Below are 12,009 nucleotides of genomic sequence, written 5' to 3' on the forward strand. Positions count from 1 at the left end.
CCCGGGTGTCAGGTGTTGCTTACGGCCGTTCTGTCCCGCGCGGCCTCGACGCCGTCAGCCGTTGCTCTTGCCGCCGAGCTGAATGCCCGCCATCCGCGACCACTCGTACGGGCCGGTCTTCACCTTGGCCGCGAAGTCACCGTCGAAGTCCTCGTGGACGGTGATCCCGGCCTTCTCCACGGCGCTCTGCGCGATGGCGTAGGTGGGCGCCACCAGGTCGCCCCAGCCGCCGTCCTCGCCGACCAGGACGATGCGGGTGCCCTCGTGCCCGATGTACGCGATCTGCCCCTCGGCACCGCCGTGCGCCTGGGCGAAGGCACCGATCTGCTTGGCCAGCTTTGCCGCCTTCTTCTCCGCGCGGGCGGCCTGCTTGCTGTCCTCAACCTGCTGCGTCTCTGCCGTGTCTGCCATGGCCAGGATGCTACCGACGGGTAGATCAACTGGCGACGGGCGGGGCACGTGTCGTTCAACACCACGCACCCCGCCCGTCGGCGAAGCCGGAGAACTCAGCGCAGGAAGGGGTCCACCGCGACCGCCACGAAGAGCAGCGAGACGTAGGTGATCGACCAGTGGAAGAGCCGCATCTCCTTGAGCTTGCCGCCCGTGACCTCGGCCTTGGCGCGGTTCTGCAGCCCGTGCGCCTCCCACAGCCACCAGCCGCCGGTCACGCCGGCCACGATCGTGTAGAACCAGCCTGTGTAGCCCAGCGGCTGGAGCAGCAGCGAGACGGCGACCATCACCCAGCTGTAGAGGACGATCTGACGCGCGACCACCTTGTTCGACGCGACGACCGGCAGCATCGGCACGCCGACGCGCGCGTAGTCGTCCTTGACCTTCATGGACAGCGGCCAGTAGTGCGGCGGCGTCCAGAAGAACATGACGAGGAAGAGGATGACCGGCGCCCATGACAGGGAGTTCGTGACCGAGGACCAGCCGATGAGGACCGGCATGCAGCCCGCGATGCCGCCCCACACGATGTTCTGCGAGGTCCGGCGCTTCAGGATCATCGTGTAGACGACCACGTAGAAGAGCAGGGCGCCGAGGGCGAGCCACGCGGACAGCCAGTTGACGACGAGCCCGAAGAGCAGGGTGGAGGCGACCGCGAGCGCGACGCCGAACACGAGGCACTCGCGGGGGCTGACCATCCCCGTGACCAGGGGCCGCTGGGACGTACGGTCCATCAGAGCGTCGATGTCGCGGTCGATGTACATGTTGAGCGCGTTGGCGCCGCCCGCCGAGAGGTAACCGCCGAGGCAGGTCACGAAGACCAGCCAGAGGTCGGGCACCCCCTGCTCGGCGAGGAACATCACCGGAACGGTGGTGATCAGGAGGAGTTCGATGATTCGCGGCTTGGTCAGCGCCACGAACGCCATGACACGGGCCCCGAGCGGCCGGTGGCTTGGGCTAGAGCTCGTCCCAATTGCTCCCGCTGGACGGGATTCAACGGCCGTCACGCACACCCCTGACAGAGACTTCCCAGCGAGCCGCGTCGGACGTTCAGACATGAAGATCCGGTAAAGGCTCGCGCGTACCACGCCACTGTAGACGTTGCCCATACCTCGCCCTTCGCGGGGGTGGGGTCGTGTTGAGCAGCGTGTTGGGCCGCCCGAAACACGGCCCGACACCCGTTCAGATGAGCGGTCCCGTACTCGTTCCGAGAGTCCAGATGAGCGGCCTGGAGATCACATGGTGAACACCGTGGATCCCTTTCGGGAGGCGGATACCGGCACACCCCGGCACTCTGGAATGACTCGAAAAAATGCACGTCTTTACAGCGGTAGGCTCGACATCGGCCGGTGGGATCTACATCGCCGGCATTCGACATGTGGAGAGGAGCCCTGACTCAGGGTGAGCACCAAGCCGACCACCACAGACCTCGAGTGGACCGAACTGGACCAGCGGGCTGTTGATACTGCCCGCGTCCTGGCCATGGACTCCGTACAGAAGGTCGGCAACGGCCATCCTGGTACGGCCATGAGCCTCGCGCCTGCCGCGTACACCCTCTTCCAGAAGGTGATGCGGCACGACCCCGCGGACGCCGAGTGGACCGGGCGCGACCGGTTCGTTCTTTCCGCGGGCCACTCGTCCCTGACCCTCTACATCCAGCTCTACCTGGCCGGCTTCGGCCTGGAGCTCGATGACCTGAAGGCGTTCCGCACCTGGGGTTCCAAGACCCCAGGTCACCCGGAGTACGGGCACACCACGGGTGTGGAGACGACGACGGGCCCGCTCGGCCAGGGCGTCGCGAACGCCGTGGGCATGGCGATGGCCGCCCGTTACGAGCGAGGCCTGTTCGACCCGGAGACCGCTGCCGGCGAGTCGCCGTTCGACCACCACATCTTCGCGATCGCCGGTGACGGCTGCCTCCAGGAGGGCATCTCCGGCGAGGCGTCGTCGCTGGCCGGGCACCAGAAGCTCGGCAACCTCGTACTGCTGTGGGACGACAACCACATCTCCATCGAGGGCGACACGGAGACCGCGGTCTCCGAAGACACGATGAAGCGGTACGAGGCCTACGGCTGGCACGTCCAGCGCGTGGAGCCCAAGGAGGACGGCGACCTCGACCCCGCCGCCCTCTACAAGGCGATCCTGGCCGCGAAGGCGGAGACGGAGCGCCCCTCCTTCATCGCGATGCGCTCGATCATCGCCTGGCCCGCGCCGAACGCGCAGAACACCGAAGCCGCGCACGGCTCGGCGCTCGGCGACGAAGAGGTCGCGGCCACCAAGCGTGTCCTCGGCTTCGACCCGGAGCAGACCTTCGAGGTCTCGGACGAGGTCCTCACGCACACCCGCGCCGCCCTCGACCGCGGCCGTGACGCCAAGGCCGAGTGGGAGAAGGGCTTCGCCGCCTGGCGCACCGCCGACTCCGAGCGCGCCGCCGACTTCGACCGCATCGCCGCGGGCGAGCTCCCGCAGGGCTGGGAGGAGAAGCTCCCGGTCTTCGAGGCGGGCAAGGCTGTCGCGACGCGTGCCGCGTCCGGCAAGATCCTTCAGGCCCTCGGCCCGGTCATCCCCGAGCTGTGGGGCGGCTCCGCCGACCTCGCGGGCTCGAACAACACGACGATCGACAAGACGTCGTCGTTCCTGCCGGTGGGCAACCCGCTGCCGGGTGCCGACCCGTACGGCCGCACGATCCACTTCGGCATCCGCGAGCACTCCATGGCCGCGGAGATGAACGGCATCGCGCTGCACGGCAATACGCGCATCTTCGGCGGCACCTTCCTGGTGTTCTCCGACTACATGCGCAACGCCGTCCGGCTGTCCGCGCTGATGCACCTGCCGGTGACGTACGTGTGGACGCACGACTCCGTCGGCCTCGGCGAGGACGGCCCGACGCACCAGCCGGTCGAGCACCTGGCCTCGCTGCGTGCCATCCCGGGCCTGAACGTCGTCCGCCCGGCGGACGCGAACGAGACCGCCGTCGTGTGGCGCGAGATCCTCAAGCGCTACACCAAGGAGTTCGGCAAGGGCGCCCCGCACGGCCTCGCGCTGACCCGCCAGGGCGTGCCGACGTACGACCGCGAGGCCACCGAAGGCGCCGTCAAGGGTGGCTACGTCCTCTTCGAGGCCGACGGCGGCACTCCCGAGGTCGTCCTCATCGGCACCGGCTCCGAGGTGCAGCTCGCCGTCGAGGCGCGCGAGCAGCTCCAGGCCGCGGGCGTTCCCACGCGCGTCGTCTCGATGCCGTGCGTCGAGTGGTTCGAGGCGCAGGACAAGGAGTACCGCGACAGCGTGCTCCCGCCGTCCGTCAAGGCGCGCGTGGCGGTCGAGGCGGGCATCGGCCTGACCTGGCACCGCTTCGTGGGTGACGCCGGGCGCATCGTCTCGCTGGAGCACTTCGGTGCTTCCGCGGACGCCAAGGTGCTGTTCCGGGAGTTCGGGTTCACCGCCGACGCGGTGGCCTCCGCCGCCCGGGAATCGATCGACGCCGCTCAGCGCTGACGCCGACATACGACAAGTAGGAGATGTAACCCCATGACAGACGCACTCAAGCGCCTCTCCGACGAAGGCGTCGCGATCTGGCTGGACGACCTGTCGCGCAAGCGGATCACGTCCGGCAACCTCGCCGAACTGATCGACCAGAGCCACGTGGTGGGTGTCACCACGAACCCGTCGATCTTCCAGAAGGCGATCTCGCAGGGCGACGGCTACGACCAGCAGCTCTCCGACCTCGCCTCGCGCGGTGTCACCGTCGAAGAGGCCATCCGCATGATCACGACGGCGGACGTCCGTGACGCCGCCGACATCCTGCGCCCGGTCTTCGACGCGACGGGCGGCCAGGACGGCCGTGTGTCGATCGAGGTCGACCCGCGCCTGGCGCACAACACCAAGTCGACGGTCGCCGAGGCCAAGCAGCTCGCCTGGCTGGTGGACCGCCCGAACACGCTCATCAAGATCCCGGCGACGAAGGCGGGCCTGCCCGCGATCACCGAGGTCATCGGCAGGGGCATCAGCGTGAACGTGACGCTGATCTTCTCGCTCGAGCGCTACCGCGAGGTCATGGACGCGTACCTGGCGGGCCTGGAGAAGGCGAAGGCCGCGGGCCTGGACCTCTCCAAGATCCACTCGGTGGCGTCCTTCTTCGTGTCCCGTGTGGACACCGAGATCGACAAGCGCCTGGACGCGCTCGGCACCGACGAGGCCAAGTCCGCCAAGGGCAAGGCCGCGCTCGCCAACGCCCGCCTCGCGTACGAGGCGTACGAGGAGGTCTTCTCCTCCGACCGCTGGGCCGCGCTCGACAAGGCGCAGGCCAACAAGCAGCGTCCGCTGTGGGCATCGACCGGCGTCAAGGACCCGGCGTACAAGGACACCCTGTACGTCGACGACCTGGTCGCGCCGAACACGGTGAACACGATGCCGGAGGCGACCCTGGAGGCCACCGCCGACCACGGCCAGATCACGGGCAACACCGTGGCCGGTACGTACGACGCGGCGCGCGGCGAGATCGAGGCCGTCGAGAAGCTCGGCATCAGCTACGACGACGTGGTGCAGCTGCTCGAGGACGAGGGCGTCGAGAAGTTCGAGGCGTCCTGGAACGACCTGCTCAAGTCCACCGAGGCGGAGCTCAAGCGCCTCACCCCTTCGGAGGGCTGACCATCTTGTCAAGCAGCAATCCGCTGCGTGACGCCGCAGACCGACGGCTCCCGCGTATCGCGGGGCCGTCGGGCCTGGTCATCTTTGGCGTCACGGGCGATTTGTCCCGTAAAAAGCTGATGCCCGCTGTCTATGACCTCGCCAACCGAGGCCTGTTGCCGCCGGGCTTCTCGCTCATCGGCTTCGCGCGCCGCGACTGGGAGGACGAGGACTTCGCCCAGGTCGTCCACGACGCGGTCAAGGAGCACTCGCGCACGCCGTTCCGCGAGGAGGTCTGGCAGCAGCTCATCCAGGGCATGCGCTTCGTCCAGGGCAACTTCGACGACGACGCCGCCTTCGAGCAGCTCAAGGCCACCATCCAGGACCTCGACAAGGCGCAGGGCACGGGCGGCAACTTCGCCTTCTACCTCTCCGTGCCGCCGAAGTTCTTCCCCCAGGTCGTCCAGCAGCTCAAGAAGCACGGGCTCGCGGACGCTCCCGAGGGCTCCTGGCGCCGTGGCGTCATCGAGAAGCCCTTCGGGCACGACCTGGCGTCCGCCCGGGAGCTCAACTCGATCGTGCACGAGGTGTTCGATCCGGACCAGGTGTTCCGGATCGACCACTACCTCGGCAAGGAGACGGTCCAGAACATCCTGGCGCTCCGCTTCGCCAACCAGATGTTCGAGCCGATCTGGAACCGGTCGTACGTGGACCACATCCAGATCACCATGGCCGAGGACATCGGCATCGGCGGCCGGGCCGGTTACTACGACGGCATCGGCGCCGCCCGTGACGTCATCCAGAACCACCTGCTCCAGCTGATGGCGCTCACCGCGATGGAGGAGCCCGCCTCCTTCGACGCGGACGCCCTGGTCGCCGAGAAGGCGAAGGTCCTCGGCGCCGTGAAGCTGCCCAAGGACCTCGGCGCGAGCACGGTCCGCGGGCAGTACGCCGCGGGGTGGCAGGGCGGCGAGAAGGCCGTCGGCTACCTCCAGGAAGACGGCATCGACCCCAAGTCGAAGACCGACACCTACGCGGCGATCAAGCTGGAGGTGGACAACCGCCGCTGGGCGGGCGTCCCCTTCTACCTCCGTACGGGCAAGCGCCTGGGCCGCCGCGTCACCGAGATCGCGGTCGTCTTCCAGCGCGCGCCCCACTCCCCCTTCGACCACACGGCGACGGAGGAGCTGGGCCAGAACGCGATCGTCATCCGCGTCCAGCCCGACGAGGGAATCACGGTGCGGTTCGGCTCGAAGGTGCCCGGCACCTCGATGGAGATCCGTGACGTGTCGATGGACTTCGCGTACGGCGAGTCCTTCACCGAGTCCAGCCCGGAGGCGTACGAGCGCCTGATCCTGGACGTCCTGCTCGGCGACGCCAACCTCTTCCCGCGCACGGAGGAGGTCGAGCTGTCCTGGAACATCCTCGACCCGATCGAGGAGTACTGGGACAAGCACGGCAAGCCCGCGCAGTACCCGTCCGGGACCTGGGGCCCGTCCGAGGCGGACGAAATGCTCGCACGAGACGGACGGAGCTGGCGTCGCCCATGAGGATCGACCTGACGGACACCACTTCCAGCAAGATCAACAAGGCGCTCGTGAAGGGCCGCAGGGCCATCGGCACCCCGGCCGTCGGCATGGTCCTCACCCTCGTCATCGTCACCGACGAGGAGAACGCCTACGACGCCCTGAAGGCCGCCAACGAAGCGTCCCGCGAGCACCCCTCGCGCACCCTGGTCGTCATCAAGCGCGCCGCGCGCTCGCCCCGTGACCGCACGACCTCGCGCCTCGACGCCGAGGTACGGGTCGGCGCGGACGCGGGCACCGGCGAGACGGTGATCCTGCGGCTCTACGGCGAGGTCATCAACCACGCCCAGTCGGTCGTCCTGCCGCTGCTGCTCCCCGACGCCCCCGTGGTCGTGTGGTGGCCGGTCAACGCGCCGCTCAACCCGGCCAAGGACCCGCTGGGCGCGCTCGCCCAGCGCCGCGTCACGGACACGTACGCCGCCGAGCAGCCGATCCACGAGCTGACCGCGCGCGCCGACGCCTACAGCCCCGGCGACACGGACCTGTCCTGGACCCGGATCACCCCGTGGCGCTCGATGCTCGCGGCGGCGCTCGACCAGATCACCTGCAAGGTGACGTCGGTCGAGGTGGAGGGCGAGGAGTTCAACCCGAGCTGCGAGCTGCTCGCCATGTGGCTCGCGGACCGGCTCTCCGTCCCCGTGAAGCGCTCGCTCTCCTCGGGCCCCGGCCTGACCGGCGTCCGCATGGACACGGACTGCGGTCCCATCGTGCTCGGGCGGGCCGACGGCTCGCTCGCCACGCTCTCCATGCAGGGGCAGCCCGACCGCGCGGTGGCGCTCAAGCGCCGCGAGACGGCCGAGCTGATCGCCGAGGAGCTGCGGCGTCTCGACCCGGACGACACCTACGCGTCCGCGCTGAAGTTCGGTGTGGACCGCCTGGGCGAGTACGAGACGGAGACCGCGGTTCCCACGGTGGAGGAGCCCGCGGAGGCGGCGAAGAAGGCAGGCCCCGCGAAGAAGGCCACCCCGGCGAAGAAGGCCCCGGCCAAGAAGGCGGCGGCGAAATGAACGCGGCCCCGCAGCTGGTGGTGCACCGGGACAAGGAGCTGATGGCGCAGGCCGCGGCTGACCGCCTCATCACGAAGATCGTCGACGCGCAGGCCGCCCGAGGCTTCGCGTCGGTGGTCCTCACCGGCGGCCGCAACGGCAACGGCCTGCTCACGGCGCTGGGTTCGTCCCCCGGGAAGGACGCGATCGACTGGTCGCGGCTGGACCTGTGGTGGGGCGACGAGCGCTTCCTGCCGGACGGCGACCCGGAGCGCAACTACGCCCAGGCCAAGGAGGCGCTGCTCGACTCGGTGCCGCTCAACCCGGCCCGGGTGCATCCGATGCCCGCATCCGACGGCGCCTACGAGGTGGACGCGGCGGCCGGGGTGTACGCCGCGGAGCTCACCGCCGCCGCGGGGCCCGAGGACCACGGCCCGGTGCCGACGTTCGACGTGCTGATGCTGGGCGTCGGCCCGGACACCCATGTCGCCTCGCTCTTCCCGGCGTTGCCCGCGGTCCGCGAGACGGAGCGGACGGTGGTCGGCGTGCACGGCGCGCCCAAGCCGCCGCCCGTGCGCATCACGATGACGCTTCCGGCGATCCGCTCGGCCCGTGAGGTGTGGCTGCTCGCGGCGGGCGAGGACAAGGCGAACGCCGCGGCGATCGCCCTGTCGGGCGCGGGCGAGGTACAGGCGCCCGCGGCGGGCGCGTACGGCAGGTCACGGACGCTGTGGCTGCTCGACGCCGCGGCGGCCTCGCAGCTGCCGCGCGATCTGTATCCGCCGGCTTCTCCCTGAGGTTCACGCACAGCAGTACGGCCCGGTCCGCCTTCCTGGTGGACCGGGCCGTACTGTTTCAGTGGCTCAACGCCCGCGCATGTCGCGGTACTTGGCGACCAGCGCTGTCGTGGACCCGTCGAGGTCCGCCACGTCGGCGCCCTCCGTCAGGGCGGGCTCGATGCGCTTGGCGAGCACCTTGCCGAGCTCGACACCCCACTGGTCGAACGAGTCGATGTTCCACACGGCGCCCTGCACGAACACCTTGTGCTCGTAGAGCGCGATGAGCTGACCGAGAACCGACGGTGTCAGCTCCTTGGCGAGGATCGTCGTCGTCGGGTGGTTGCCCTTGAACGTCTTGTGCGGGACGAGCTCCTCCGACACGCCCTCGGCCCGTACCTCGTCGGGCGTCTTACCGAAGGCCAACGCCTGTGTCTGCGCGAAGAAGTTGGCCATCAGGAGGTCGTGCTGGGCGACCAGGCCGGGCAGCAGATCGGCGACGGGCTCGGCGAAGCCGATGAAGTCGGCCGGAATCAACTTCGTGCCCTGGTGGATGAGTTGGTAGTACGCGTGCTGGCCGTTGGTGCCCGGGGTACCCCAGACGACCGGGCCCGTCTGCCAGTCGACCGGCTCGCCGTCACGGCCCACCGACTTGCCGTTGGACTCCATGTCCAGCTGCTGGAGGTAGGCGGTGAACTTGGAGAGGTAGTGCGAGTACGGCAGGACCGCGTGCGACTGGGCGTCGTGGAAGTTGCCGTACCAGATGCCCAACAGGCCGAGCAGCAAAGGGACGTTGGACTCGGCGGACGCGGTGCGGAAGTGCTCGTCGACGAGGTGGAAGCCGGCCAGCATCTCGCGGAAAGCGTCCGGGCCGATCGCGATCATCAGCGAGAGACCGATCGCCGAGTCGTACGAGTAACGGCCGCCGACCCAGTCCCAGAACTCGAACATGTTGGCCGTGTCGATGCCGAAGTCGGAGACCTTCTCGGCGTTCGTCGACAGGGCCACGAAGTGCTTGGCGACAGCGCTCTGGTCGGCGCGCAGGCCGGTCAGGAGCCAGTCGCGCGCGGAGGTCGCGTTCGTGATCGTCTCGATCGTGGTGAACGTCTTCGACGCGATGACGAACAGCGTCTCGGCCGGGTCCAGGTCCCGCACGGCCTCGTGCAGGTCGGCGCCGTCGACGTTCGACACGAAGCGCACGGTGAGGTCGCGGTCGGTGAAGGAGCGCAGCGCCTCGTACGCCATGGCGGGACCGAGGTCCGAGCCGCCGATGCCGACGTTCACGATGTTCTTGATGCGCTTGCCGGTGTGGCCGGTCCACTCGCCGGAGCGGACCTTGTCCGCGAAGGCGGCCATCTTGTCGAGCACGGCGTGCACGGCCGGCACGACGTTCTCGCCGTCGACCTCGATCACCGCGTCCCGCGGGGCGCGCAGCGCCGTGTGCAGGACGGCGCGGTCCTCGGTGGTGTTGATCTTCTCGCCGCGGAACATGGCGTCCCGCAGGCCGAAGACGTCGGTGGCCGCGGCGAGCTCGCGCAGCAGCGTCAGCGTCTCGTCCGTGACGAAGTGCTTGGAATAGTCGACGTGCAGGTCACCGACCTGGAGCGTGTACGCCGTGCCGCGCGCCGGATCCTTGGCGAAAAGATCACGCAGCTGCACCTCCCCCAGCTGCTCACGGTGCTTGCCGATCGCCGCCCATTCGGGCGTCTGGTTGAGCCTGGCGCGGCTTTCTGCGTTCATCTCGGACTTCAGCCTTCTCTCGTACCTGTGTACGTACCTTGCCCCGCTGCACGTTCCAACCTAATTGATCAGGGCCCGATATGAGATCTCTGAAGCTGTCTGTCCGCACACGTGCCAGTAAACGACGCATGAAAAGCACAGCGGCCGGACATCGACGGATGTCCGGCCCTTCTCAACGCTCTAGATCTCGCCCCGCAGTTTTGCCAGCGCCTCCGCGAGAATCGCCTCGCCGTCCGCGTCGGTTCGCCGCTCCCGTACATACGCCAGGTGCGTTTTGTACGGCTCGGTGCGGGGTGGGTCCGGCGGGTTGTCCCGGTCCTGACCTGCGGGGAAGCCGCAGCGGGGGCAGTCCCAGGTATCGGGGACCTGCGCGTCGCTGGCGAAGCTGGGCACCGTCTCGTGTCCGTTGGAGCACCAGAAGGAGATGCGCAGTCGCGGCGCGGACTCACCGCGCTCGGCCTCGCCCATCGGCCCCGCCCCGACCCGACTTCCTCGGATCGCGTTGCCACTTGCCACGGTCGTAACTCCCCTGCGTGATGGTGCTGCTGCGGGCGCCTCAGTCTACGTAAGGCCCAACGCGCGTCCAGTGTTGGGAGTTACACCCGCACCCCGACACGCAAGCCCCATGATAATCCGCGCCGTGCGGCGCGCACCGTACATGGGGCTTTAGGCGAAGCTTTCGCAAGGTAGCAATCAAGCCGCTTTCGCGGTCAGTTGTTCACCTTCATCAACAGGCCGAGCACGACAATGCACGCGAACCAGAGAAGACCGACCACGACAGTGATGCGGTCGAGGTTGCGCTCGGCGACCGACGAGCCGCCGACGGACGACTGCATGCCGCCGCCGAACATGTCGGAAAGACCGCCGCCCTTGCCCTTGTGCATCAGCACAAGCAGCATCATCAGCCCACTGAAGACGATCAGGGCGATCGAGAACCCCATAACCACGGCTGGACCAACTTCCTCGGATCTGAATCGGCTCTGTATCGACGACGGGGGCCGGATGCCTCTTGATGAGAAGGCTCCCGGCCCCCGCAAGGGTACGACGTATCGGCGCTACCGCATACTCACTGGTCGCGGAAGCGGACGATCTTGACGAACTCGTCCGAGTCCAGCGCCGCGCCGCCCACCAGGGCGCCGTCGACGTCGCGCTGCGCCATGATCGCGGCGACGTTGCCGGACTTCACGGAGCCGCCGTACTGGATGCGCACCTTGTCGGCGAGCTCCTGCGAGTACAGCTCGGCGAGGCGGCCGCGGATCGCGCCGCAGACCTCCTGCGCGTCCTCGGGGGTCGCGACCTTGCCGGTGCCGATCGCCCACACCGGCTCGTACGCGATGACGATGGTCTCGGCCTGCTCGGCGGGGAGGTCCTTCAGGCCGCCGTCGAGCTGGGCGAGGGTGTACTGGATCTGCTGGCCGGCCTCACGGATGTCGAGGCCCTCGCCGATGCAGAGGATCGGGGTCAGGCCGTGCTTGTAGGCGGCCTTCACCTTGGCGTTGCAGATCTCGTCGCTCTCGTCGTGGTACTGACGGCGCTCGGAGTGGCCGACGGCCACGTACGTGCACTTCAGCTTGGAGAGCATCGGGCCCGAGATCTCACCGGTGTAGGCACCGGAGTCGTGCGCCGAGATGTCCTGGGCGCCGTACTTGATCTTGAGCTTGTCACCGTCGACCAGGGTCTGCACCGAACGCAGGTCGGTGAAGGGAGGCAGGACGGCGACCTCGACGGCCTCGTAGTCCTTGTCGGCGAGGGCGAAGGCGAGCTTCTGGACGTGCGCGATGGCCTCGAGGTGGTTGAGGTTCATCTTCCAGTTGCCCGCCATCAGCGGGGTGCGCGTAGTCATCAGGT

Annotated in this window: 11 protein-coding genes; 5 read left to right on the forward strand and 6 right to left on the reverse strand. The window is 68.4% G+C overall.

The window, feature by feature from the left end:
* Positions 1 to 54: 54 nt before the first annotated feature.
* On the reverse strand, positions 55 to 411 hold the full coding sequence (locus ACIBCK_RS00755) for a hypothetical protein (RefSeq protein WP_399385944.1): 357 nt from the start codon (positions 409 to 411) through the stop codon (positions 55 to 57).
* Between the two features lie 95 nt (positions 412 to 506).
* Positions 507 to 1,460: a heme o synthase gene (locus tag ACIBCK_RS00760; RefSeq protein ID WP_367048910.1), complete on the reverse strand. Its 954-nt coding sequence runs from the start codon at positions 1,458 to 1,460 to the stop codon at positions 507 to 509.
* Positions 1,461 to 1,848: 388 nt separating this feature from the next.
* Here ACIBCK_RS00760 and tkt point away from each other — a divergent pair, with 388 nt between their 5' ends.
* From tkt to pgl, 5 genes are read left to right on the forward strand one after another with little or no spacing between them, the layout of a single operon-like run.
* Complete coding sequence (tkt, locus tag ACIBCK_RS00765) at positions 1,849 to 3,942, forward strand: transketolase (protein WP_399385945.1); 2,094 nt, start codon at positions 1,849 to 1,851, stop codon at positions 3,940 to 3,942.
* Positions 3,943 to 3,975: 33 nt separating this feature from the next.
* Positions 3,976 to 5,094: a transaldolase gene (tal, locus tag ACIBCK_RS00770; protein WP_367040668.1), complete on the forward strand. Its 1,119-nt coding sequence runs from the start codon at positions 3,976 to 3,978 to the stop codon at positions 5,092 to 5,094.
* Between the two features lie 5 nt (positions 5,095 to 5,099).
* A complete protein-coding gene (gene zwf / locus ACIBCK_RS00775; protein ID WP_399385946.1) occupies positions 5,100 to 6,623 on the forward strand; it encodes a glucose-6-phosphate dehydrogenase in 1,524 nt (507 codons plus the stop codon).
* The gene (opcA, locus tag ACIBCK_RS00780; protein WP_399385947.1) at positions 6,620 to 7,666 is read left to right on the forward strand and encodes a glucose-6-phosphate dehydrogenase assembly protein OpcA; all 1,047 of its coding nucleotides are present in this window, start codon (positions 6,620 to 6,622) and stop codon (positions 7,664 to 7,666) included. The genes zwf and opcA overlap by 4 nt, the downstream gene beginning before the upstream one ends.
* Complete coding sequence (pgl, locus tag ACIBCK_RS00785) at positions 7,663 to 8,442, forward strand: 6-phosphogluconolactonase (protein ID WP_399385948.1); 780 nt, start codon at positions 7,663 to 7,665, stop codon at positions 8,440 to 8,442. The genes opcA and pgl overlap by 4 nt, the downstream gene beginning before the upstream one ends.
* Before the next feature lie 66 nt (positions 8,443 to 8,508).
* On the opposite strand, the gene pgi is transcribed toward pgl, so the two are convergent.
* The 4 genes from pgi to tpiA form a co-directional block, all read right to left on the reverse strand.
* Entirely contained in the window at positions 8,509 to 10,161 is a 1,653-nt protein-coding gene (pgi, locus tag ACIBCK_RS00790) for a glucose-6-phosphate isomerase (protein WP_399385949.1), read from the reverse strand.
* 180 nt (positions 10,162 to 10,341) lie between these two features.
* Entirely contained in the window at positions 10,342 to 10,677 is a 336-nt protein-coding gene (locus tag ACIBCK_RS00795; RefSeq protein ID WP_363208051.1) for an RNA polymerase-binding protein RbpA, read from the reverse strand.
* Between the two features lie 194 nt (positions 10,678 to 10,871).
* Entirely contained in the window at positions 10,872 to 11,102 is a 231-nt protein-coding gene (gene secG, locus ACIBCK_RS00800; protein WP_067430519.1) for a preprotein translocase subunit SecG, read from the reverse strand.
* A gap of 125 nt (positions 11,103 to 11,227) precedes the next feature.
* Positions 11,228 to 12,004, reverse strand: coding sequence for a triose-phosphate isomerase (gene tpiA / locus ACIBCK_RS00805; RefSeq protein WP_399385950.1), 777 nt, complete (start codon positions 12,002 to 12,004; stop codon positions 11,228 to 11,230).
* Positions 12,005 to 12,009 lie beyond the last annotated feature (5 nt).

The organism is Streptomyces sp. NPDC051218 (assembly GCF_044455475.1).
Lineage (GTDB): Bacteria > Actinomycetota > Actinomycetes > Streptomycetales > Streptomycetaceae > Streptomyces.

Excerpts from the sequence above, each read along its gene's own strand:
- ACIBCK_RS00755 (WP_399385944.1), bottom strand. The coding sequence starts at position 411 with ATGGCAGACACGGCAGAGACGCAGCAGGTTGAGGACAGCAAGCAGGCC.
- tal (WP_367040668.1), top strand. The coding sequence starts at position 3,976 with ATGACAGACGCACTCAAGCGCCTCTCCGACGAAGGCGTCGCGATCTGG.
- opcA (WP_399385947.1), top strand. The coding sequence starts at position 6,620 with ATGAGGATCGACCTGACGGACACCACTTCCAGCAAGATCAACAAGGCG.
- pgl (WP_399385948.1), top strand. The coding sequence starts at position 7,663 with ATGAACGCGGCCCCGCAGCTGGTGGTGCACCGGGACAAGGAGCTGATG.
- pgi (WP_399385949.1), bottom strand. The coding sequence starts at position 10,161 with ATGAACGCAGAAAGCCGCGCCAGGCTCAACCAGACGCCCGAATGGGCG.
- secG (WP_067430519.1), bottom strand. The coding sequence starts at position 11,102 with ATGGGGTTCTCGATCGCCCTGATCGTCTTCAGTGGGCTGATGATGCTG.
- tpiA (WP_399385950.1), bottom strand. The coding sequence starts at position 12,004 with ATGACTACGCGCACCCCGCTGATGGCGGGCAACTGGAAGATGAACCTC.